Annotated in this window: 22 protein-coding genes; 15 read left to right on the top strand and 7 right to left on the bottom strand. The window is 59.4% G+C overall.

The window, feature by feature from the left end:
* Nucleotides 1-265: 265 nt before the first annotated feature.
* Nucleotides 266-751, top strand: coding sequence for a RidA family protein (locus BLW66_RS16175; protein ID WP_089948397.1), 486 nt, complete (start codon nt 266-268; stop codon nt 749-751).
* Here the strand turns inward: BLW66_RS16175 and BLW66_RS16180 are convergent.
* A complete protein-coding gene (locus tag BLW66_RS16180) occupies nt 748-1,686 on the bottom strand; it encodes a LysR family transcriptional regulator (RefSeq protein ID WP_089948400.1) in 939 nt (312 codons plus the stop codon). The genes BLW66_RS16175 and BLW66_RS16180 overlap by 4 nt on opposite strands.
* 198 nt (nt 1,687-1,884) lie before the next feature.
* On the opposite strand from BLW66_RS16180, the gene BLW66_RS16185 reads away from it, so the two are divergent.
* From BLW66_RS16185 to BLW66_RS16215, 7 genes are read left to right on the top strand one after another with little or no spacing between them, the layout of a single operon-like run.
* Entirely contained in the window at nt 1,885-2,646 is a 762-nt protein-coding gene (locus tag BLW66_RS16185) for a FadR/GntR family transcriptional regulator (protein ID WP_089948403.1), read from the top strand.
* A gap of 24 nt (nt 2,647-2,670) precedes the next feature.
* Nucleotides 2,671-3,633 (top strand): tripartite tricarboxylate transporter substrate binding protein, encoded by a 963-nt coding sequence (locus BLW66_RS16190; protein ID WP_089948406.1) that lies wholly within the window; start codon nt 2,671-2,673, stop codon nt 3,631-3,633.
* An 18-nt stretch (nt 3,634-3,651) separates the two neighbouring features.
* Nucleotides 3,652-4,119: a tripartite tricarboxylate transporter TctB family protein gene (locus tag BLW66_RS16195; RefSeq protein WP_089948409.1), complete on the top strand. Its 468-nt coding sequence runs from the start codon at nt 3,652-3,654 to the stop codon at nt 4,117-4,119.
* Complete coding sequence (locus BLW66_RS16200) at nt 4,119-5,618, top strand: tripartite tricarboxylate transporter permease (RefSeq protein ID WP_089948411.1); 1,500 nt, start codon at nt 4,119-4,121, stop codon at nt 5,616-5,618. Before BLW66_RS16195 ends, BLW66_RS16200 begins: the two co-directional genes overlap by 1 nt.
* A gap of 13 nt (nt 5,619-5,631) precedes the next feature.
* Nucleotides 5,632-6,327, top strand: coding sequence for an SDR family NAD(P)-dependent oxidoreductase (locus tag BLW66_RS16205; RefSeq protein WP_089948413.1), 696 nt, complete (start codon nt 5,632-5,634; stop codon nt 6,325-6,327).
* Between the two features lie 18 nt (nt 6,328-6,345).
* Complete coding sequence (locus BLW66_RS16210; RefSeq protein ID WP_089948415.1) at nt 6,346-7,041, top strand: RraA family protein; 696 nt, start codon at nt 6,346-6,348, stop codon at nt 7,039-7,041.
* 11 nt (nt 7,042-7,052) lie between these two features.
* Nucleotides 7,053-7,574, top strand: coding sequence for a 2,4'-dihydroxyacetophenone dioxygenase family protein (locus tag BLW66_RS16215; RefSeq protein ID WP_089948418.1), 522 nt, complete (start codon nt 7,053-7,055; stop codon nt 7,572-7,574).
* 29 nt (nt 7,575-7,603) lie between these two features.
* Here BLW66_RS16215 and BLW66_RS16220 read toward each other — a convergent pair whose 3' ends face one another.
* Both BLW66_RS16220 and BLW66_RS16225 read right to left on the bottom strand, forming a co-directional pair.
* Nucleotides 7,604-9,226 (bottom strand): MFS transporter, encoded by a 1,623-nt coding sequence (locus tag BLW66_RS16220; RefSeq protein WP_089948421.1) that lies wholly within the window; start codon nt 9,224-9,226, stop codon nt 7,604-7,606.
* 71 nt (nt 9,227-9,297) lie between these two features.
* Nucleotides 9,298-10,206: a LysR family transcriptional regulator gene (locus BLW66_RS16225; RefSeq protein WP_089948424.1), complete on the bottom strand. Its 909-nt coding sequence runs from the start codon at nt 10,204-10,206 to the stop codon at nt 9,298-9,300.
* Between the two features lie 106 nt (nt 10,207-10,312).
* On the opposite strand from BLW66_RS16225, the gene BLW66_RS16230 reads away from it, so the two are divergent.
* The 7 genes from BLW66_RS16230 to BLW66_RS16260 all read left to right on the top strand — a co-directional run bounded on the left by BLW66_RS16230 (nt 10,313) and on the right by BLW66_RS16260 (nt 17,758).
* Nucleotides 10,313-11,182: a carbon-nitrogen hydrolase family protein gene (locus BLW66_RS16230; RefSeq protein WP_089948426.1), complete on the top strand. Its 870-nt coding sequence runs from the start codon at nt 10,313-10,315 to the stop codon at nt 11,180-11,182.
* 45 nt (nt 11,183-11,227) lie between these two features.
* Nucleotides 11,228-12,796, top strand: coding sequence for an ABC transporter substrate-binding protein (locus tag BLW66_RS16235; protein ID WP_089948429.1), 1,569 nt, complete (start codon nt 11,228-11,230; stop codon nt 12,794-12,796).
* Nucleotides 12,797-12,798: 2 nt separating this feature from the next.
* Entirely contained in the window at nt 12,799-14,397 is a 1,599-nt protein-coding gene (locus BLW66_RS16240) for a dipeptide ABC transporter ATP-binding protein (protein ID WP_089948431.1), read from the top strand.
* On the top strand, nt 14,394-15,311 hold the full coding sequence (locus BLW66_RS16245) for an ABC transporter permease (RefSeq protein ID WP_089948434.1): 918 nt from the start codon (nt 14,394-14,396) through the stop codon (nt 15,309-15,311). The genes BLW66_RS16240 and BLW66_RS16245 overlap by 4 nt, the downstream gene beginning before the upstream one ends.
* Nucleotides 15,308-16,129, top strand: a complete 822-nt coding sequence (locus BLW66_RS16250; protein ID WP_089948436.1) for an ABC transporter permease — start codon at nt 15,308-15,310, stop codon at nt 16,127-16,129. The genes BLW66_RS16245 and BLW66_RS16250 overlap by 4 nt, the downstream gene beginning before the upstream one ends.
* A gap of 8 nt (nt 16,130-16,137) precedes the next feature.
* The gene (locus BLW66_RS16255; RefSeq protein WP_089948439.1) at nt 16,138-16,830 is read left to right on the top strand and encodes an RraA family protein; all 693 of its coding nucleotides are present in this window, start codon (nt 16,138-16,140) and stop codon (nt 16,828-16,830) included.
* A 253-nt stretch (nt 16,831-17,083) separates the two neighbouring features.
* Nucleotides 17,084-17,758: a GntR family transcriptional regulator gene (locus tag BLW66_RS16260; RefSeq protein WP_244508677.1), complete on the top strand. Its 675-nt coding sequence runs from the start codon at nt 17,084-17,086 to the stop codon at nt 17,756-17,758.
* 56 nt (nt 17,759-17,814) lie between these two features.
* Here the strand turns inward: BLW66_RS16260 and BLW66_RS16265 are convergent, their stop codons facing one another.
* The 4 genes from BLW66_RS16265 to BLW66_RS16280 are packed head-to-tail and all read right to left on the bottom strand — an operon-like array spanning nt 17,815 to nt 21,816.
* Nucleotides 17,815-18,846: a hypothetical protein gene (locus BLW66_RS16265; protein ID WP_089948441.1), complete on the bottom strand. Its 1,032-nt coding sequence runs from the start codon at nt 18,844-18,846 to the stop codon at nt 17,815-17,817.
* A gap of 47 nt (nt 18,847-18,893) precedes the next feature.
* On the bottom strand, nt 18,894-19,976 hold the full coding sequence (locus BLW66_RS16270) for an ABC transporter ATP-binding protein (protein WP_089948444.1): 1,083 nt from the start codon (nt 19,974-19,976) through the stop codon (nt 18,894-18,896).
* A 41-nt stretch (nt 19,977-20,017) separates the two neighbouring features.
* Nucleotides 20,018-20,914 (bottom strand): carbohydrate ABC transporter permease, encoded by an 897-nt coding sequence (locus BLW66_RS16275; protein WP_089948448.1) that lies wholly within the window; start codon nt 20,912-20,914, stop codon nt 20,018-20,020.
* Nucleotides 20,911-21,816 carry a carbohydrate ABC transporter permease gene (locus tag BLW66_RS16280; RefSeq protein WP_244508678.1) on the bottom strand — a complete coding sequence of 302 codons (906 nt, stop codon included), beginning with the start codon at nt 21,814-21,816 and terminating at the stop codon, nt 20,911-20,913. Before BLW66_RS16280 ends, BLW66_RS16275 begins: the two co-directional genes overlap by 4 nt.
* Nucleotides 21,817-21,894 lie beyond the last annotated feature (78 nt).

The raw sequence follows: 21,894 nt of genomic DNA on the forward strand, positions 1-21,894 counted from the left end.
GTACCTTTTCGTTCCGGATGCCGCAATTCTTATGACCAGTTTCTAAGAACGCCAGCATGCAATTTTGCCATGCTGCGCGGCGACTGAATGCTGCGTCTGCGAAGTTCGTTCCCGTAACTATTTGTTTTTATGGGATAATGGTCGGAATCAGAGCCCGATACCCCTGCCGAGCGTTGCCAAGTCGGCAAAGCCGCGTTGCGCCTTATGCACTCGCAGCGGTGAAAGTTTTGATTAGTTTTCCATCATCACAGAAGGAATGCATAAAATGTCACACGAAACAGAACGCCGCCTGAACGACATGGGCATCGTGCTGCCGCGCCGCCCGAAACCAATTGGCAATTATGTCCCGGGCGTTGTCGTCGGTAACATGCTCTACACCTCCGGCACCTTGGGCACCAAACCTGACGAAAACGACAATGACGTGCTGCCCTACGTCGGCAAAGTCGGGTCGGATTTAACCATTGAGGAAGGCTACGCATCGGCGCGGTTGATGGCGATTAACCATCTGGCAATGATGAAAGCCGTTTTGGGTGATTTGGACCGTGTGAAACGGGTGGTCAAGATGATCGGCTACGTGTCCTGTGCGCCCGGTTTTACGGAACCGCATCTGGTTTTGAACGGGGTCTCCGACTTGTTTGTGGAGCTATGGGGCGAGGAAAACGGCAAGCACGCCCGCGCCGCGTTGACCCAGCACGAGCTTGGGTTGAACGCACCGGTTGAGGCCGACATCATGTTGGAACTTCACGCCTAAAGCTTGCGTAACTTGGCCAGCAGCTCAGCATCTGATTTTTCGCCTTTTGAGAATTGCAAAAGGACGAACTTGAGGAACTCCGCCGCCGCAGGAGAGAGCTGCTGGTCGCGCCGCACGATGGCGAAGATATAGCGGTGCTCGAAGTCTCTACACTCCAGATTTAACGGCACGATCTGGCCTGTCTGCGCTTCCGTCAGGGCGGCTTGCAGTGGCAGATATATGATCGCATTGGTACGAATGGCATGGTCGATCAGGAAGTGGAACTGGTCGGCAACCAGCGTTGTATTCGGCGTCGCGCCTAGTTTGGCATAGGCGCGCTTTACCAAATGGTGAATGCCAAAGCTGTCGTCAGGCAGCACGCAACGCACCGGCAGCAAATCCTCCAACGTCAGATGACGCCCATCAGCGAAAGGATGGTCCGGCCGCGCGAAAGCCAGGAGTGGCTGGCGCCATTTCCCGACCTCTTCAATCGAGGGGTGAGAAAAGTTGTCATAGATGAAGCCGATCTGACACAGATGCTGTTCCAACGCCTCCAAAACCCGTTCGCGCCCACGGATGCGAACGCGAAATTCGATGGACGGGTATTTTTGCCTGAACCTGTCGATGTTTTCGGACAGAAACGGGCGCGAGATCCCCTCAATCGTCGCAATTTCTACCCGCCCTGTTTTCAGCCCTTTCAGATCGGAAATTTCGCCTTTGGCAATGTCGATGCGGTCAAAAACAACGGTCATATGCTTGGCCAGAAGCTCCCCCGATGCGGTCAGTCGCACACCGTTTGAGTGGCGCACCAGAAGCTGCACGTCGAACTCGTGTTCAAGCTTCGAAATTTGGCGGCTGATTGCCGATGGCGCCACATGCAAGCGGTCCGCCGCAGCCCTGATGGACAGCAGACGCGCGACTTCCAAGAAGTATTTGCAGGCGGTGAAATTCAGCATCGAACCCTCGGTTTTCTATAAGGTCTTGTGGGCGTTTTTGGGGCCAGTGTCCAACGCCGCGTTCATCTGCTCATTGCGACACGACAGGGAAATTGTTGACTGAATATCCGCATGAGTCTATTCATCCTACCAATGGATTCGCGCTGACCTTGGAGGAGGACCGCAAATTCAGGTGACACGTCAGGGAGGACGCGGACCATGGTTAAGGCTGACAAAAACTGGGAATCCGGCTCTTCTTTAGTGGCGCGTCAAATCGGCTCCGACATCATAACGGGCGTATATAGCGAGGGCGAAAAGCTCCCGCTGGAGGCGCAGCTTTCAGAGAAATACGAAGTCTCCCGCAATACGCTGCGCGAAGCGATGCGCCTTTTGGCCGCCAAAAACCTCGTTGAAATTGCCCCGCGGCGCGGCACCTCGGTCCTGTCTCGTGAGCAGTGGAACGTCCTTGACCGTGACCTGTTGGAATGGTCGGCTGATCACTTCATGCACGACCGTCGTTTCATGGAAGAACTGGTGCGCGCGCGCTGCATGGTGGAGCCTGCAGCGGCGAAAGAGGCCGCCAGAGGTGCAACGGACGCACAGATAGCGACCCTTTGGGACAGTTACACCAACATGGTTGCACAAGCAGAAGCGGTCGACACCAGCGCATCTCTGGAAGCTGACTTGGCGTTTCACATCGCAGTGTCGGAAGCGTCAAACAACCGGTTCATCAAATCCATCGGCCGCTCAATCATCCACGCCATGCGGCTGAATTTTCGGGCGTTGTTCACCGTGCCCTACAACTTCGTGGGCAACCTAGAGAACCACCGCCTTGTCGCGGAAAAGATCGCCGCGCGAGATCCTTTGGCGGCTGAAGCCGCGATGTTGCGCCTGCTCAATCAAAGCGAAGGGGACACCATTCGCCTGTTCGAGCCAGACCCCATTACCTCGACGGAGGGCCCGTCGAGCACGAACGACTGACTTTCATGGAAAAGGAGGAATACCATGCGGAAGTTTACTGCACTGACAACTCTGGCGGCCGCCCTGACGTTCGGCTTGCCTGCATTGGCTGACTACCCCGAACGCCCGATCACGATGATCGTGCCTTGGTCCGCGGGCGGAGGCACCGACGCGGTGGGCCGCATGATCGCGGAAGGGTTGAGCAACGAGCTTGGCCAACCCGTCAACGTCGTGAACCGCACAGGCGCGGGCGGCATCGTGGGCCACACTGCAATGATCGAGGCGGATGCGGACGGCTACACAATCGGCTTGGCGACGGCAGAGATCACAACCTATGCGGCCATCGGTACATCAGATATTTCGCCAGCCGGTATGGCACCCATCGGCTTGGTGAACTTCGACGCCTCCGCCTTCAACGTGTCCGCGAACAGCGACTGGCAGGATGCGTCCGAAGCATTGGCCGACATCAAGGCAAACCCCGGTAAATACAAGGCATCCGGCTTTCCTGTCGGCGCGGCATATCATTTGGCCTTCGCTGGGTTTTTGAACGCGAATGGTGTCGACCCGAATGCGATCACTGTGGTGCCAAGCCAAGGTGCGGCGCCGGGCTTTCAGGAACTCGTGTCGGGCGGCGTGGCGATTGTGCCATCCTCCCTGCCGGAAGCGGGCTCCATGCGCGAAGCGGGGCTGGTGAAGACCTTGGCCGTGCTGTCCGCCGACAGACTCGACGCCTACCCCGACGTGCCGACGGCGGAAGAGGCCGTTGGCACCAAATCGGTCGGTGGCACATGGCGCGGTGTCGTCGGCCCTAAAGGTCTGGATGCCGACGTTGTTGCCCGTTTGGAGGCGGCACTCGCGAAGGTTTACGAGGGCGACACTTACCAGGAATTCATGGCGAACCGTGGGTTCGGTGTGCGCTGGCTGCCTGCGGGTGAGTTCAACGCCTTTATGACCGATGCGGCTGCTACGAATGCCGAAATCATCGGCAAGCTTGGCCTGAAGCAATAACACCAAAGGAGGTTCGCGGTGAAACTGAATGATGCCATTCTAGGCGGGGTATTCGTCCTGCTCGCGATTGCGGTTCTTGTGGAATCGCGGACCTTCCCCACCCTTCCAAGCCAACCCTACGGCCCGGGAACATTCCCCACGATTATCGCGGTGATCATGTTGGTCGCCGGTGGTAGCCAGATTTGGGCCGGTATGAAATCCAGCGCGCCTTTGGTTGTTGTGCAGGATTGGGCGAAAACTGACGGAGCGTTCGGCCGGATGCTGGCGGTGCCTGCGTTTGTCATCACCTACATCTTGCTAAGCAAAACCGTAGGCTTTCCCCTATTGGCGCCTGTGCTGACGGCAGCTTTGCTCCTGATCATGAAGGTGCGTCCGGTGGTCGCCTTGCCCATCGCCGTGGTGGCGACAGCAGGCATCTGGTTCTTGTTCGCGTGGTTGCTGCTCGTGCCCCTGCCCCTCGGCCTGCTGACAGAGGTGATCTACTGATGCTCCCGATTTACCAAGCCTTTGCACAGGTTATGCAACCCGACGTTTTGATGATCGTTATTGGCGCTGCGGCCTATGGCCTGATGATCGGCTCCATCCCGGGTCTGTCGGCGACGATGGGAACCGCGCTGCTTGTTCCGCTGACCTTCTTTCTAGACCCTATTCCAGCGATTGGCGCGATTGTGGCCGCGACCAGTACGGCCATTTTCGCCGGTGATATACCTGGCGCGCTGTTGCGCATTCCCGGAACGCCCGCCTCCGCCGCCTATACCGATGAAGCCTACAAAATGCGCGAGCGCGGCAAGGTGGAGTTGGCATTGGGCGTCAATCTGGTGTGCTCCACCATCGGTGGTTTGGTGGGCGTGGCCATTTTGATCATCGCCGCCCCGCAGATTGCACGGTTCTCCTTGGGCTTTTCCAGCTACGAATACTTCTTCCTAGCGCTTCTTGGCCTGTCCAGCGCGATTTTGGTGAGCAAGGGATCCGCGGTAAAAGGCGTGCTGTCGCTTTGCATCGGTCTGTTGCTCTCAACCATTGGCATTGACGTGGTTATGGGGATCAAACGGTTCACCTTCGGCGACGGCGAACTGATTGGCGGCATCTCGATCATACCTGTCCTGATCGGGATGTTTGCGATCACCGAAATCCTGCGCAAATGCGCGTCTCCGGGTAAAGCGCCCGAGACACCGCCGCTTCATATCGGGCCTGCCACGCGGGAGGTCTTCAGCACGATCTGGAAATACAAAGGCGGTGTTCTTCGGTCCTCTACATTAGGCAGCGTCATCGGCGCGCTGCCGGGTGCGGGGGCTGACATCGCGGCGTGGATTGCCTTTGCGCTGTCCAAAAAGCTGTCCCGCACGCCAGAAAAATTCGGCACAGGCCACCCCGAAGGCATCGTGAGCGCCTCTAGCGCCAATAACGCCGCATTGTCGGGGGCCTATGTGCCCAGCCTCGTCTTCGGGATTCCGGGTGACACGATCACCGCCATCCTCATCGGCGTGTTGCTGATGAAGGGTATCACCCCGGGGCCGATGGTGTTCGTCATGGATGCGGGGTTGGTCAACGCTATTTTCGCGGTCTTCATTCTTGCCAACGTCTTGATGCTGCCCTTGGGGTTTGCCGCAATCTTGATGTCGCGGCGGCTACTCTCGATCCCGCAAAATATCCTGTTCCCGATCATCTTGCTGTTCTGCGTGGTCGGGGCCTTCGCAGCCAACAACACGCTGTTCGACGTCTGGGTGCTGCTGATCTTAGGGATCATCGCCTTTGTGCTGGAAGAGAACGAATACCCACTGGCCCCGATGATCCTCGCGCTGATCCTTGGCCCCTTGATCGAGGAGAACTTCATGAAGTCCACGATCAAGGCGGATGGCCAGTTGATAGAGTTTTTCATGCGCCCGATTGCCGGAACGTTGGGCGGGCTGACGTTGCTGGTCTGGGCCGTGATGATCGGCTTGGCGTTGCGCCGCCGCTACGCCCGCCCCGCCCCCGCGAATTAAGGAGCCTCACGTAATGAGCAGAAATATCGTCGTCATTGGCGGCACCAGTGGCATTGGCCGCGCAATTGCAACCGGCTTTGCGCAGCAAGGCGACAGTGTGTCAGTGACGGGTCACGAACCCTGCACCGACCTGCCCAGCGGCATGCAGGGGCACGTTCTGGACGTGCGCGACACGGCGGCGGTGGAGCAGTTCTTCGCAGGCATCGCCACGCTTGATGTGCTGGTAAACTGCGCGGGCGTGATCCAGCGCGGTGGTGCGGAATTTACGGCGGATGGATTCGCGGATGTTGTGGATATCAATCTGGGCGGCAGTCAACGCTGCTGTATCGCGGCCTTGCCTGCCCTGAAGGCGGCCCAAGGGTGCATTATCAACACCGCGTCTATGCTCACGTTTTTCGGCAGTGGCGTGGCCCCCGCCTATGCGGCCTCCAAGGGTGGGATCGGGCAACTGACCCGCTCGCTTGCAATTGCGTGGGCACCTTTCGGCATCCGCGTGAACGCGCTGGCCCCCGGTTGGATCGCCACGCCATTGACGAAACCGCTCACCGATGATGACGGCAAATCCACTGGCATCTTGGGGCGCACGCCGATGGGCCGTTGGGGCACGCCCGACGATGTCGTTGGGCCGGCACGCTTCCTTGCCTCCCCTGATGCTGGCTTCGTGACCGGCACAATTCTTCCCGTAGATGGCGGATATTCCGCCGCATGACTTTAGAAGGACCTTCCCATGACCAAGATTTATGAAAATGACGCAGAGCTGTTTGAGTTGATGCGCACCCGCCTGTTCACGGCTGTGGTTGGCGACATCATGGACCAGATGAACCTGCGCCGCCAGTTCCTGCCCGCAGGTATCGCGCCGCTGCAACAGCGCACCAAAATGGCAGGCCGCGCCATGACCGTGCTGGAGGCCGACGTCTTCGATGATGAGCCCACTGATGCGCGTGGCCCGCTGTCGCACAAGCCCTTCGGGCTGATGCTGGACGCATTAGATGACTTGAAAACGGGGGAAGTATATGTCGCCACAGGCGCGTCCCTGCGCTACGCGCTCTGGGGGGAGCTGATGTCGACCCGCGCGCAGTATCTGAAAGCAGCAGGCGCCGTTCTGGACGGCTACGTGCGCGATGCCGACGGGATCGAAGGTTTGAATTTTCCAACGTTCTGTCGCGGGGTTTATGCGCAAGACCAAGGCCCGCGCGGCAAGGTCATCGACTACCGCACTACGATTGAGATGGGCGGCGTTCGCATCGCGCCGGGTGCGCTTATGTTCGGCGACCGCGAGGGGGTTCTGGTGATCCCGAAAGAGGCCGAGGAGGAAGTGATCGTCCGCGCCCTGGAAAAGGTAGAGACCGAGAACGAGGTGGAAGTCGCGATCCGCAAGGGCATGTCCGCGCAGCAAGCGCTCGACACCTTTGGCGTGATGTAGGGGGCACGGATATGACTGACACACCCGACCTGTCCCGAATGCCCTATCAGCTGGCCATGCCCAAAGAGGCGGGCGCGGAAATAGTGGTGCCAAACGCCGTTCCTGAAGATGACCGGATCTGGGTGCCGCAAACCGAAAACGTCTTTTTCCGTCCACTATGCCTGAACGCCTCCCAAGGCTATTGGGTCAATGTTTTGAAGGTGAAGAAGGCGGGCGTTCTAAGCCGTCACCGTCACCCGAACCCCGTGCATGGCTACGTGCTGAAGGGTCGCTGGCGGTATCTTGAACATGACTGGACCGCAGAGGAAGGCGGCTACGTTTATGAGCCTCCCGGCGAGACGCACACCCTTGTCGTCCCCGACGATGTTGAGGAAATGATGACCCTATTTCAGGTAAATGGCGTGATGTACTATGTCGACCCGTGGGGCAAGCACACCGGATATGAGGACGTCTTCACCAAGATCGACCTGTGCCGCGCGCATTATGAAAAGGTCGGGCTGGGCGCGGATTACGTGGATCAGTTTATCCGCTAACCCGCCACCTGCGCGCACAGAGCGCCAGCTTAACTGCCGTCGACCTTTGGTGACATGTCATCATGCAGCGGCACAGTCTGGCGCTCGATCATCCGGTGGACGACGGGCGGCCCTTCGCCGCGATGCAGTTGCAAAAGCTGCTCATACAGGCCGACATCGGCGTTGGTGCGCCGCTCGTTGTGGCGCACATATTCGCCCCATGTCGGCACGTGGTAACTTTCGCTCCAATGCTCGGGGTGGTGCAGGTCGCGCAGTAAGGCCCATTGCTGCGCCCCGTCGCGGATGCGCACCCGTCGCCGCTGGCTCATGACGGCAAGGAACTCGGGCACGTCGGCTTGGTCGATCTCATAGTCGACCATCACCATCACGGGGCCGCTGCGGTAGTTCAGGTCAAACTGGGTGGGCGGCTCTTTGAAACGGTTTGAGGGATCCAGATCCAGCCCGTGGTATTCGGGCAATGGCAGCCACGCGCCTAGCAGCGCGCCGAGACTTAGCATTGTGGCGGCGAACAGCAACGCGATCTCCGGCCCGCCTGATTGTGCGATGACGCCCCACAACAAACTACCTGCGGCCATGCCGCCGAAAACACCGGTCTGGTACAGGGCCAACGCCCGTCCAACCACCCAACGCGGCGTCGACAGCTGGATGGTCACGTTAAACATCGACATCGCCAAAACCCAGCACGCGCCGGTGAATAGCAACGCGGCACCGGACAAGGCGGCGTGCTCGCTCAGCGCCAGAATGGCGCAACACAGCGCGTAGACGGTGAAGGCTCCCTTGGCGATGGCCTCATTGTTGAACCGCATTCGCAGGCGGTTGTTCATGAACGCGCCCGCCACCGCGCCGACACCGAAACAGCCCAGCATGATGCCGTAAACGAAGGCCGTGGAATTTAGCGTGTCGCGCACAATGACGGGCAACAGCGCAAGAAGGGCAATCGCGGAGAAGCCGAACCACGACCCGCGCAAGATAACCTTTTGCAGGTTCGGCGACATCGCAACGTAGCGCAGGCCAGCCGAAAACGCGCTGCCCAAGGGCTCTCTGGGAAGGTGGGTGTCGCGGGGCGGGGCCTTCCACCGCAGCAGCGCCATAATGATCGCGACGTAGCTAAGCGCGTTGACCGCAAAGGCCGCCGCAGCCCCCGCAATGGCTACGATCGCGCCGCCCGCCGCTGGCCCCACGCTGCGCATCAGGTTGAACCCCATGCTGTTGAGCGATACGGCGGAGGGCAGCTCTTCGCGCGACACGATATCGCCCATGGTTGCCTGCCACGATGGATTGTGAAGCGCTGTGCCGCAGCCGATCAGAAACGTAAACGCAAGCAGTGACCACGGCGTCAGCCAGCCCTCAAAGGCCATGAACGTCAGGATGATGGAGACCGCAAACATGAAGCCCTGCGCGATCAGCATAACGCGGCGTCGGTCAAAGTTATCGGCGAAAACACCCGCGAGCAGTGAGAAAATCATGATCGGCAAAGCGACGGAACCTTGCACCAACGCCACCATAGACTGCGAGTCCGACAGCGACGTCATCAGCCACCCCGCCCCGACAGCCTGCACCAGCCCGCCGAAATTCGACGCCAGTGCCGCAAACCACAACGACCGGAAGGTCTGGTTTCCTAACAGCTTCAGCGGGGAGATTTGGTCTGGCACGTCGAACCCTCAAACATGATGCTCGTCGTAGGTACGCCTATCGTTCCCCGCCTGTCGAGACCAGTTAACGCTTAACTGCGTTGCGTGCAGATGCGGCGCAGCCACTTTGCGACCAGTTGCACCTGCGGATCATCGGCACGGTCGGCGGCGACGCGCAACACGTAGACCCAATCAAAATCAATCGCCTCTTCTGAGCAGGCCAATAGCTCACCGCTTGCCAGTTTATCCGCACTCATCGCGCGGCGCACAAAGCCCACGCCTAACCCTTGCGCGACCGCCTCGTGGATCAGTAGCGACCCTTCAAGCAAGATCATCGTGGCCTCATCGCCCAAGCGTTTTTGGATACCCCTGCGGTGCTGCTCCACCCACGTTGGCCACATGCGCAGGTCTTCGTCGTGAATATGCGGGCCAGCTTCCAGCAATGCCTCGGGCGATTGGCCCGTGCGCTTCACCAAGGCGGGGGCACAAACGGGGATGGCGTCACCTGCAAAGAGGGTCACGTCACTGGCAAGAACTGCCGCGCGCCGCACAAACAGGATTTGCAGATCGGGGGTGTGCATCATGGGCCGGTCCGACAGTGCCAATGACACATGCAGCCGGACATTTGGCTCTTTCTCGGTGAAGGTGGTCAGGTTCGGCAAGATGACTTCGGTGGCCAAAAGTGGTAGGGTCGCAACCGTGACGGGATCAACTTGGCGCAGTGGCAAGCGGTCGATCTCATGGCGAACTTCGTCGAAGGCGCGGTGCGCGGTCATCGCCAAGCTGCGGCCCGCTTCGGTTAAAACCGTTGTCCGCCCGCTGCGTGAAAACAGCGGCGTGGTGCTCCAATCCTCCAGGATGCGCACCTGATGGCTGATCGCCGAATGCGATACCCGAAGCTGCTGCGCGGCCCGCGTCACGGAGCCGGTGAGGTGGATCGCCTCCAGCGCTCTTAGGGCCTTAAGTGGTGGGAGGCGCCGTATATCTGCTGCATCAGTCATGTTAGCTATTTAGACCATATACGCAAATTTTCTACTTTTAATTTGTTAATCAGATGCCATTCTGACCAACAACCTAATAGCGACCAATACGTCTGGAACCCCGTCGATGACCAACCGCCTTCGCCTCAGCCTCGCCCAAATGAATTCGACAAACCGGCACGCGGGCAACATCGAATGGATGCAGGACGCCATCGCCCAAGCCGCGCAAGAGGGCGCTGATATGCTGGCGCTGCCAGAGGCATCCGGCCTGTGCAACAAAGACCGCGCCGACGCTTTGACCCAAGTTGTGGACCACGCGGATGACCCGTTTATCAAGGCCTGCCAAGAGGCGGCGGCGAAGCACGGCATCTGGATTCAAACCGGCTCCACCCCCGTCAAAGGGCCAGATGGTGCTGACGGGGCGCGATTCCTGAACCACGGCGACATGATTAACGCCCAAGGCGAGATCGTCGCGGGCTATGACAAAATCCACCTGTTCGACATTTTCCTTGATGGAAAACCGGCCACCGGCGAGTCGCGCCGCTACGGACCCGGGGCAAAGGCTGTGATGGCCCCGACACCATGGGGCGATGCTGGCATGGCGATTTGCTACGACCTTCGGTTCCCGCAACTGTTTCGCGATTACGCCCAAGCGGGCGCATCCATGTTGTTCATCCCCTCCGCCTTCACCATTCCGACCGGCCGCGCACATTGGGAAGTCCTGCTGCGGGCACGCGCTATTGAAAACGGCGCTTTTGTTGTGGCCTCCGCGCAAGCGGGCCACCATGACGACGGCCGCAAGACCTACGGGCATTCAATGGTCGTAAACCCATGGGGCGAGGTATTGGCCGATATGGGTCCGGAAACCGTGGGCATCACCACCGTTGATCTGGACATGGACGAAGTTGTCGCCGCGCGCCGCCAAATTCCGTCCCTGCAAAACGGGCGGGACTATGCGTTTGACGCCAAAGCCGCCAAGCCCCACGCCGCTGAATAGACAATCCACAGACCGCCCACCCACGTTCACAGAGGAGTAAGTTACATGATCCATGCCAAGATCCTGAATATAACGTTTGCGTTGGCGATGGCCGTGCCGGCTGCCGTATTCGCGCAAGATCGCCCCGAAATCACGATCGCCGTCGACAACCTGTGGGAAACCATGGATCCGGTGATCGGCATCTCAACCTCCGGTGCGCGGGTACATTACAACGTGTTCGACACGCTGATCGCGCGCAACCGCTGGGAAGACCCAGACGGTGCAACCTTGGTGCCGCAACTGGCCACCAAGTGGGAGCGCAAAACGCCGATGATCTGGGAATTCACCCTGCGTGAGGGCGTCAAATTCCATGACGGCCATGTGATGGACGCCGAAGACGTTGCGTTCTCCATGTCGGAGGAACGCCTGTGGGGCGACAAGCCATTGGCCCCGCGCGGCAAGCGCTATGCGGCCAACATCATCCGCGTGGAGGCGACCGGTCCTTTGACGGTGGAAGTCGAACTCGACATCGCCGACCCGACATTCCCGAACCGCTTGGCGACACCCCTCGGCTTTGTTCTGCCGGAGCATTACTACACCGAAGTCGGCACCGACGCCTTTGGCCAGATGCCCATGGGCACCGGCCCGTATAAGGTCGTAAGCTTCGACCCTTCAACAGAACTGACAGCCGTTGCATTTGACGACTACTGGAACGGGCCCGTGCCTGCGGAAAGCTTGAACTTTCGCATTGTGCCGGAATTCTCCACACGGTTTGCGGGGCTTGTGTCGGGCGAGTTTGACATCATCGTCTCCATCCCTGCCGACCAGGTTGAGCAGGTCGACAACGCCGAAGGCGTCAGCGTTATGTCGAAGGGCATCGAGAACTACCCGATGTTCGCCTTCAACATGCTCGACGACGATGAAACCATTCCCAACAATCCGCTGACTGACCCGAACCTGCGCAAAGCGATGGTCTCGGCAATCGACCGCGACGCGATTGTGCAAGCCCTTTGGGGCGATAGCACCTTCGTGCCAACACCGTTCAACTTTCCTGAATACGGCGACTACTTCGATCCAGACCGCAAGCGGGCCTACCCCTTCGATCCGGAGCGCGCGAAAGAGCTGTTGGCGGCGTCCGACTACGACGGCGAAGAGCTGGAATGGCACATCACCCGTGGCTTCTACCCCAACTACGAGATCGCGGCAGAGTTCATGATCGAGCAATGGCGCGACGTCGGTATCAACGTGAAGATGACGATTGTCGACAACTTCAGCCTCGCCTACGAGCGCCCGTTCCACATGCTCAACATGTCGATGTCCTCGGACTTCTCCGGCGATCCATGGCGTCCTTTGTGGTTGGATTGGGGCCCGAATTCCAGCCGCGTGACCGCCAAACACAAGACCTACGTTCCGACAGACAAGTTTCTTGAACTGGGCGACAAGTTTGTGAAGGCGCAGGACTTCGAAAGCCGCAAAGCGGCCTACCTTGAACTGGTTGCCGAATGGGAAGACATCACACCCGGCATGTACTTGTGGCGCAATGTTGTGAGCTACGGCGTCCGCGACGGGCTTGACTGGGATCCAGGCAACTCTGCCGTCACCATCTTCGACAACCGCTTCTTGAAAGTGCAGTAAGCATGACGATCCTCTCCATCAACAATCTCTCGGTTGGCCTCCCCGATGGCGGCGACCGCGACCTTGCGGTGGAGGGGGTCACATTCTCTGTCGGCAAGGGGGAGACCCTGTGCCTTGTCGGCGAGAGTGGCTCTGGCAAATCCGTGGTCGCGCAGGCGGTCATGGGCATGCTCCCACTCCAACTGCCGGTCAAAAGCGGCAACATCGAATTCATGGGCGCGCCCCTGCCCGCCCAACGTGATCCGGCTTATCTGGCGATGCGCTCCGTGCGCATGGCGATGATTTTCCAAGACGCAGGTGCCAGCCTCGACCCGCTGCAACGCGTCGGTGACCAGCTGGAGGAAATAGCGCTCGTCCACGGCATTGATCGCGCGACACGTAAGAAGATGGTCGCGGATATTCTGGACGCGGTACATCTACCTGACCCGAAAAAACTGGCCCGCGCCTACCCCCACCAACTGTCGGGCGGTCAAGCGCAACGCGTGGTGATCGCGGCGGCGCTGCTGTTGAACCCCGAACTTCTGATCGCGGATGAACCGACGACCGCGCTTGATGTGACCACACAAGCCGAGATTTTGGAGCTGATCGAGGAGCTACGCCGCGATCGCGGAACGGCGGTTTTGTTCATCACCCACGACTTTGGTGTGGTCAGTGATATCGCGGATCGCGTGGTGGTGATGCGCAAAGGCGAAGTTGTGGAATCCGGTGAGGCCGCGCCCTTGCTGCGAAACCCGCAGCACCCCTACACCCGCACACTGCTTGCAGCCGCCACCAGCCGCGCAGCACCCCGTGACGCGGTGGACAAATCGGCCGTCATGACGGCGCAGAATATCTGCCTCACCTATAAATCCGGCGGACCGTTCAATCGCCGTGAGGTGGAGGCCGTGAAGGATGTCTCCCTCACGCTGCACAAAGGGCGCACCACGGCCGTTGTCGGGGAGAGTGGCTCCGGCAAGTCATCCTTCGCACGCTGCCTGCTGCGTCTGGAAGATGTGACCAGCGGCACCCTGACGTTTGAAGGCCGCGACATCACCCACCTTGAGGGCGCTGAGATGCAAGCCCTGCGCAAGCGTATCCAAGTGGTGTTGCAAGATCCGTTCGGGGCGCTGAACCCACGCCGCACCATTGGCTCTGCCATCGCGGAAGGTCCGATCATTCACGGCGCAACCCGTGCGGATGCGCGGGCCAAGGCGGAAAACCTGCTGGAAATGGTTGGCCTGACGCCGCAAGCCTATGATCGCCACCCGCACGAATTCTCCGGCGGCCAACGCCAGCGCATTTGCATTGCCCGCGCGCTGGCCCTCGATCCTGACGTGCTGATCGCCGATGAATCCGTCAGTGCGCTCGACGTCTCCATCCAAGCGCAAGTTCTCGCGTTGTTTCGCGACTTACAACAGCGGCTCGGCTTCACCATGCTCTTCATCACCCACGACCTGCGCGTCGCGGCGGCCATCGCAGATGATCTGTTGGTCATGCAAAACGGGCGCGCGGTGGAATACGGGAACGCGGCAGAGATTTTCGCCAACCCGTCGCAGGACTACACCAAGGCCCTGCTCGCCGCAGCGCCCGGCCAAGATTTAACGGCGGTATCCGCAGCATGATAAGCTACATCGGACTTCGACTGATACGCGCAGTGGTGACCTTGCTGATCACCATCACGCTTGTTTTCATTTTTATCCGCTTCTCCGGTGATCCCGCAGCGGCACTCGCCCCGCCCGACGCGCCGCAAGAGGTAATCGACCAATATCGCGAAGCCTTAGGCCTCGATAAACCGCTATGGTCTCAATACACCGCCTACTTGGGCCAGTTGCTACAAGGGGACTTCGGCTATTCCGTGCACACAGGATTGCCGTCCGTGCAAGTGTTCCTCGCCCGCCTGCCCTCCACATTGTTTCTGGGCGGCACGGCGCTGGCCGTGGCCTTGGCCGCTGGCCTGCCGCTTGGCGCAATCGCGGCGCTGAACCGTGGCAAGCCGATTGACCGACTGGTCATGGGCTTCTCCGTCTTTGCCTTCGCGCTGCCGAACTTCTTGTTCGGATTGGTGATCATCCTGATCGGGGCGCTGGTGTTTCAGACCTATATCGGCTCCAACCCCGATAGCTTTCTTGACGTGGTGTTCCCCGCGCTGACCCTTGGCCTTGCGTCGATGGGGGCCTTTGCCCGCTTCGCTCGCTCTTCATTGCTGGAAACGATCAACGCCCCCTTCATGGTCGCGGCAGAGGCGCGTGGCATCGGGCGCACCCGCCGTTTGCTGCGCCACGCGGTGCCCAACGCATCCATCCCGCTGGTCACCCTGATCGGCCTTAGTCTTGGCGGCCTCATCGCGGGCTCTATCGTGACGGAGCAGGTGTTTGGCTGGCCCGGTGTCGGGCAACTCTTGGTGCGCTCGGTCGCGACCCGCGACATCGCAACCGTGCAATTCATCGTGCTGGCCGTGGCTGTAACAATGATCCTCGCCAACCTGATCGTCGACTTGCTCTACCTCGTTATTGACCCAAGGATCCGCTCGAAATGAAGTTGCAGATACCCTTTGTCGTCAAATGTGCCATGGGTTTTGTGGCGCTCTTCGTGGCCTTCGCGATCTTCGGTCAGTGGCTTAGCCCCTATGAGTTTCGCGAAACCTCCCTGCTGAACAGGCTGAAGCCGCCGGGAACGGAAGGCTACATATTGGGCACGGATGCCCGTGGCCGCGACGTGCTGGTGCGATTGGCCGTGGGCGCGCAGATCACGCTGATCGTGGCCATCGTGGGCACCGTTATCGGCGCGATGCTGGGGTCACTGCTCGGCATCATCGCAGCCGCCAAACGCGGCTGGACCGAGAACGCCATCGTCGCCGCCATCGACGTGCAGGCCAGCCTGCCTATTATCGTTGTCGCGCTGTTTGTGCTGGCCATGTTCGACAATTCTTTCACGCTGTTCTTGCTGCTGATCGGCCTGACAGGCTGGGAGGTCTACGCCCGCCTGATGCGCGGCGCGGTCTTATCCGCGAAGGAGCATGGCTACGTCACCGCCGTACGCGCCTTGGGTGCATCCCCTGCTCGCATCTATCTGGGTCACATCCTGCCGAACGTTGCCTCCATCGCACTGGTTCAATTCACCATCAACTTACCGCTGACGATCCTGCTGGAAACCGCCCTGTCCTTCCTTGGGTTGGGCGTGCAGCCGCCGCTCACATCGCTGGGGCAGATGATGTCCGAGGGCCGCGACCGCTTGCTCACCGCGTGGTGGCTGACGCTGTTCCCCGGAACCATCATTTTCCTATTGGCCCTCTCCGTCAGCCTGATCGGCGACTGGCTGCGTGACCATCTCGACCCCACATTAAAATCCCGCTGAGGTTCCACATGAACACCCCCCTGCCCAATATTCCGAAGTATGTCATCGACGAAGACCCCGGCGCGTTCCCGCAAGATTTGCTGGCGCAGATGAACCAGCTCGACACGCCCATGCTCGGGCATATTCTGTGGTGGGGGCACATGGATACGGGCATCAAGGCCAGCCGTGATTTCGGTCCGCGCATCGCGGGACGGGCGCTCACCGTGCAATGTCCGGGGGCCGATAGCACGATGTTACACCACGCCGTTGGGCTGGCGCGGCAAGGGGATATCTTGGTGATTGATCGCCTTGGCGATCAGACCTACGCCTGTCTGGGCGACGGGGTCGCCGCCGCCGCAATGCGTGCGGGAATTATCGGGGCAATCATCGACGGCCCCTGCACCGATGCCGACGAGATGGTGGAACTTGGCTTTCCCGTGTGGTGTCGCGGCACTTCGCCAGTGACGACGCGGCTGCTTGATAGCGGCGGCTCGGTACACCGTCCGGTCTCCGTCGGCGGGATCGCTGTTGTACCCGGTGCGGCAATCATCGCGGATGCCAGCGGCGTATTCGCCCTATCACAGCCGGACGCCCTGCGCGCCACGGAAATCGCATTGACCCGCGCGGCCTTGGTGGAGGAGCGTCGTAAGACGCGCGCCACAGACTTGACGCTTGGTCAACTTTCCGGCGCAACCGCGATGGTTGAACGCGGAACGGCATAGCACGCGAGCAGCTACTCGGCACCAGCATACCCCGCTAGAAACCCAACCCTGTAAGGGGTTCGCGCTGTCACCCAGTCCGGTCTTGCAGCGTGCGTTCTCTCACAGCCAACACACCCCGCAGCCCTCTGCGCGGTGTGTGTCATACTGTCCTGCCTCATCAGTTTCGTAGACTTTTAGAATTTGTCCTATAATGTTGTGCATTAAGTATGCGTTATGGCATGCGTTGTGAAACTTTCTACGGAGATTACATGTGGTGACTGATGAGAAACTTCCCATGTCCAACACCGAATTCGCGGTCGCACGACTGCGCGACATGATATTTTCGGGTGAGTTGGCCGCTGGAAGTGATCATCTGGAAACCGAACTGGCCGAGAAGCTGAAGCTTTCGCGCACGCCGATCCGCGAGGCGGTTTTGTTGCTTTCATCACAAGGTCTCTTGGCGATCCGCCCGCGTAAAGGCGTGCGCATCGCGTCGCTTTCGGTCTCCGACATGGAGGAAATCTACCAAGTCCTGACAGAGCTGGAGAGCCTGTCCGCATGGCTCGCTGCGAAGAAGGGCTACAAAGACAGCGAACTCTCCGCGCTGGCCGACGCGATTGACGCGATGGACCGTGCGCTAGAGCAATCCGACCTCGAGGCTTGGGCCGTCGCGGACGACCAGTTTCACGCCAGTTTGCTGGAGTTGGGCGGCAACCGCCGTATCATGCGGATCGTCGGCATGATGGCCGACCAGATCAAACGCGCGCGTTCCGTCACCTTGCATATTCGGCCATTGCCCGTGAAGTCCAACGATGACCACCGCCTTGTTTATGAGGCAATCGCCCGTGGCGACGCGGAAACGGCCAAGCGGCTGCACTACCAGCACCGCCAATACGCAGGTACGATGCTGGTGTCCTTCCTAGAAAAGATTCAGGTTCCCTACGTCTAGGGCGCGCGTGGACCGGCGACGGGTTGGCAGACCATCCCGCCGTTGCTCAATATCCGCTAGTAGCCTGTAATCTCTTTGGCTTTCTCAAAGAATGCCCGCTTGCGAGGGGATGAAATACCCCAATTCACCGGCACGCTCTGGTACCCGTCATCCGGCCCTTCGCCGTCAAAACGGTAGTCAAAATATCCCCATGACGCATATTCATCCACCGACGCCACGAAGTTGTTGTCCGGCTTGTCGAAGTCGAAATGGTCGTCCTCGTTGAACAGAATTGGCTTCGGTGTGTAGCCCTCTACGTTGCGGGTATCGCGGACCATTTTGCGGATAACGTCGGGGTCGTTCACGTGATTGCCGTGCAGCAGAAGGTAGTCCGACACTTGCGTGACCAACTTACCGGGAATGCGGGCGCCACCGCCATAGCTGACGCCGACAAGCAGCCTGCGCCCGTCACGGTGATGCGCTTGCGCTTGTTCGATCGCCTCGTGAATGCCCTCGGGAACCAGCAGCGGTTGCAGGTAATGGTGAATATTGCACTCGTTGGAAATCTCCAAGAGGCAGTTCTCGTAACCGGCATCCAGCAGCCAGTTCACCGCGTTGTCGATGGCGTCGACAACCGCTTGATGATCCTGCAACTCCCGCTCCTGCCCGAAGTAGAAAAGACCCACAATCGGCACCATGCCCAGATCATCTGCGGCGTCCAAAATCAGCTTCAGCCGGTCCATGTAGGCTTCGCGCAAAGAGCCGTCAGGCCGGAACGCGGAGTTGATCCAAGGCTGTTCTTTGGAATAGCCATAGGGGCTGCCACCTTGCAGGTTGATCGAGAATCCAAGCACACCGTGATCACGCCAAACCGGCATTTGTTCAATGAATTCACGGGTATTGCGGTCAGGATCCCACACGCCCGTGTCCGGATAAGCCCAACGGTCGCGGGTGTCTGGGTTCACGTCGTCGTAGATGCCCTGCACCATACGCGTGTTCATCAGCAGACCCTCGATCTTGCGCCCGTTCCAGACGCGGCCTTGATAGGTCGGCACACCGTTGATCAGGAATCCATCGCCGTCGATGGTCAGTTTTGTCTTTGCTGTCATGGGTAAAATCTCCGGTAAATGTGGATGGGGCGCGGCACATGAGAAGGCTAGATATCCACGCGCGCGCCAGTGTCTGCGTCGAAAAAGAGGATGCGGTCTGGGCTGATATGAAGGTCGATGTCTTGGCCCACGTGCACCGCCACGCGGTCATGTATTTCCAAAGTGATCGGCGTCGCGCCGCATTGCGTAACAATAAGTGTGCTGGACCCCGTGGGCTCCACCACGCTCACCGTTGAGGGCAGGCCCAAGGCCCCGTCGCTCGCTGTCAGGGACACATATTCAGGCCGGAACCCGACATCAATTTGGCGCCCCTTCAGGGCAAATGCCTGCGCCGGAAGCGCGAGCCGTGTGGCATCTTCAGTGACAAGCGCCAAACCGGTATCGTCACCCACCACTGTGCCCCGCAGCAGGTTCATCGAGGGGGAGCCCAAGAACTCCGCCACGAACCGATTGGCGGGGTTGTCGTAAAGTTCCAACGGTGGCCCGACCTGCTCGATCACGCCTGCGTTCATGATGACAATGCGGTCGGCCATGGTCATGGCTTCAACCTGATCATGGGTGACATATACGATGGTCGTCTTCAGGCGGGCGTGCAGGGCCTTGATCTCCGTGCGCATCTGAACCCGCAATTTGGCGTCCAGATTTGACAGCGGTTCGTCGAACAAAAACACCTTCGGGTCACGCACGATAGACCGCCCCATCGCCACCCGCTGGCGCTGTCCGCCAGACAGTTGCTTGGGGTAGCGATCAAGCAATGCTTCCAGCCCGAGAATGTCGGCGGCAAGCCCTACCCGTCGCTCTATCTCCGCTTTGGAATGCTTCTCCAACTTCAGCGAAAAGCTCATGTTCTGCGCGACCGTCATATGCGGGTAAAGCGCGTAGGATTGGAACACCATCGCAATGTCGCGCTGACGCGGTGTGAAGTCGTTCACCACCGTGTTGTCGATGGCGATGTCCCCGCCGGTGATCGGCTCCAGCCCCGCCAGCATCCGCAACAGCGTGGACTTGCCGCAGCCGGACGGCCCCACCAGAATGACGAACTCACCGTCTTCAATATCAAGCGACAGGTCCGGAATGGCCAGAAACCCACCGTATTTTTTCCGCAAGGATCGAATGGAAATATTGGCCACGGTCTATGCTCCGATTTTGGGTTGAAAGTATGCGCGGCGGCTCATTTGACCGACCCCGATGTCAGGCCGGAAACCAGCCAGCGTTGGACGAACAAAAACATGATCAACGCGGGTATGGTCGCGACAACACAGGCCGCCATGAAAATGTTGATGTATTGGACACCGCCGCCCTCCCCCGCGAAGTCGCCAATGCCGACTTGGATGGTTTTCATGGCCCCTTGGTTCAGCAGCAAAGACGCCCACAAGAAGTCGTTCCACGCGTTCAGGAAGGTGAAGATCGTCACCGCCGCCAAGCCGGGCATAGAGACAGGCAGGATGACCCGCAGAAATGCGCCAAAGTGCGAACATCCATCCACCATCGCGGCCTCCTCCAGATCAGGCGGGCAGTTGTTCTGGAAATAACCACGCAACAACAACACGCTAAACGGCAGGGAGAACCCGACATAGGCCACGATCAACCCCAGATAGGTGTTCAGCAGGTTGGCCGACTGAATGGTGAAGTAGATCGGAAACGCGCGGGTGATCGGCGGGATGATCTGTGTCATCAGGATCATGACCAAGATGATCGACATCCCCGGAAACTTGAAACGCGACAACACGTAAGCGGCCGAGCTGCCAATCGCCGTGGACAGCACCGCCGCCACCAAAGACACGAAGATGGAGTTATAGATATACCGCCCGATCGGGATCAACTCCCCCAGATCGCGGTAGGCCTGTAGCGAGAGCTCCTTAGGCAACCATTGCGGCGGCATGGCGCGAATGTCGTTGGCACTTTGGAACGAGCTTTTCAGCATCCAATACACCGGCATCAAGATATACATCAGCGTCAGCGCGGTGATCACAATGACCGTGATCCGCGTCACCGTGTTGTTCAATCGCGCGGCGGCAAGTGGGCCGTTACGTGGCCGCAGGAAATTGTCTGATTGCAGGTCGCTCATGCGTCGTCCCCGTCTTTGAGTTGCGCGCGGATGTAGAAGAAGCAAATGATGCCGGTGATCACAAAGATCACCCCGCTGGCCGCCGCCGCGTAATCGAACCGGAACGAGTTGAAGGCTTGCTGATAGGCATAAACCGCCATCACGTTGGTTTGGCCCTGCGGCCCGCCGCCGGTCATGATGTAGTTGATCTCGAAATGGCCGATGCCGGTGATCAACAGGAGCAGCAACAAGACGCCAAGGATCGGCTTGAGCAGCGGCAGCGTGATAAAACGAAACTGGTTCCAGACCGATGCACCATCAATGCTGCCCGCCTCGTAAAGGCTTTTGGGGATCGACTGCAGACCCGCCAGAATGAAGATCACCACGAACGGCAAACCATTCCATATGCGCACAGCCGTCACCGACAACAGCGGTATCGAGATGCCCCAAATCGTCTCGGTGTCAGATAAAAAGCGGATGTTAGAGTCGATAATACCCGCGTCCATCAGCGCCGCGTTCAACGGGCTTCTGGAGGTGCTGAGCATCCAAGACCAGATCGCCGCAGCCACCACAGGCGGCACGAACCAAGGCGCGCAGATCAGCACGCGGATGAGCGCACGGCCACGGTATTCGGCGTCCATCACTTGGGCCAGCAAGAGGCCCAAGGCAATCACGATCGCAACCACCAAACCCGTGATGAGAAGCGTGTTCCACACGCTTTGGATAAAGCGCGCGTCGGTCAAAACAGTGATGTAATTGTCGACACCCACAAACGGCGTGCCAAAGTCGCGCACCCGCAGCAGGTCGTATTCAAGAAAGCTGATCCCCAAAGATGCCAGCATCGGCAGGATGCCAAGAACCACGGTGAACAGCAGGGACGGCGCCACCATCAGATAGCAAAAAATCAGCTTCTTACGCTCCACGCGTTCGTCCTCATGTTGGGGTATGCTCGGTGGGTGTTGATCCCGCCACGCTTGGGGGCGGGATCAGGGTTGGCTTAG

This window comes from Litoreibacter albidus, assembly GCF_900107015.1.
GTDB classification, from domain to species: Bacteria; Pseudomonadota; Alphaproteobacteria; order Rhodobacterales; family Rhodobacteraceae; genus Litoreibacter; species Litoreibacter albidus.

What these genes read in the sequence shown, in the direction of transcription:
- BLW66_RS16175 (WP_089948397.1), top strand. Translation starts at nt 266, where the DNA reads ATGTCACACGAAACAGAACGCCGCCTGAACGACATGGGCATCGTGCTG.
- BLW66_RS16225 (WP_089948424.1), bottom strand. Translation starts at nt 10,206, where the DNA reads ATGACTGATGCAGCAGATATACGGCGCCTCCCACCACTTAAGGCCCTA.
- BLW66_RS16200 (WP_089948411.1), top strand. Translation starts at nt 4,119, where the DNA reads ATGCTCCCGATTTACCAAGCCTTTGCACAGGTTATGCAACCCGACGTT.
- BLW66_RS16215 (WP_089948418.1), top strand. Translation starts at nt 7,053, where the DNA reads ATGACTGACACACCCGACCTGTCCCGAATGCCCTATCAGCTGGCCATG.
- BLW66_RS16185 (WP_089948403.1), top strand. Translation starts at nt 1,885, where the DNA reads ATGGTTAAGGCTGACAAAAACTGGGAATCCGGCTCTTCTTTAGTGGCG.
- BLW66_RS16230 (WP_089948426.1), top strand. Translation starts at nt 10,313, where the DNA reads ATGACCAACCGCCTTCGCCTCAGCCTCGCCCAAATGAATTCGACAAAC.
- BLW66_RS16235 (WP_089948429.1), top strand. Translation starts at nt 11,228, where the DNA reads ATGATCCATGCCAAGATCCTGAATATAACGTTTGCGTTGGCGATGGCC.
- BLW66_RS16245 (WP_089948434.1), top strand. Translation starts at nt 14,394, where the DNA reads ATGATAAGCTACATCGGACTTCGACTGATACGCGCAGTGGTGACCTTG.
- BLW66_RS16265 (WP_089948441.1), bottom strand. Translation starts at nt 18,846, where the DNA reads ATGACAGCAAAGACAAAACTGACCATCGACGGCGATGGATTCCTGATC.
- BLW66_RS16180 (WP_089948400.1), bottom strand. Translation starts at nt 1,686, where the DNA reads ATGCTGAATTTCACCGCCTGCAAATACTTCTTGGAAGTCGCGCGTCTG.
- BLW66_RS16210 (WP_089948415.1), top strand. Translation starts at nt 6,346, where the DNA reads ATGACCAAGATTTATGAAAATGACGCAGAGCTGTTTGAGTTGATGCGC.
- BLW66_RS16250 (WP_089948436.1), top strand. Translation starts at nt 15,308, where the DNA reads ATGAAGTTGCAGATACCCTTTGTCGTCAAATGTGCCATGGGTTTTGTG.
- BLW66_RS16255 (WP_089948439.1), top strand. Translation starts at nt 16,138, where the DNA reads ATGAACACCCCCCTGCCCAATATTCCGAAGTATGTCATCGACGAAGAC.
- BLW66_RS16205 (WP_089948413.1), top strand. Translation starts at nt 5,632, where the DNA reads ATGAGCAGAAATATCGTCGTCATTGGCGGCACCAGTGGCATTGGCCGC.
- BLW66_RS16275 (WP_089948448.1), bottom strand. Translation starts at nt 20,914, where the DNA reads ATGAGCGACCTGCAATCAGACAATTTCCTGCGGCCACGTAACGGCCCA.
- BLW66_RS16190 (WP_089948406.1), top strand. Translation starts at nt 2,671, where the DNA reads ATGCGGAAGTTTACTGCACTGACAACTCTGGCGGCCGCCCTGACGTTC.
- BLW66_RS16240 (WP_089948431.1), top strand. Translation starts at nt 12,799, where the DNA reads ATGACGATCCTCTCCATCAACAATCTCTCGGTTGGCCTCCCCGATGGC.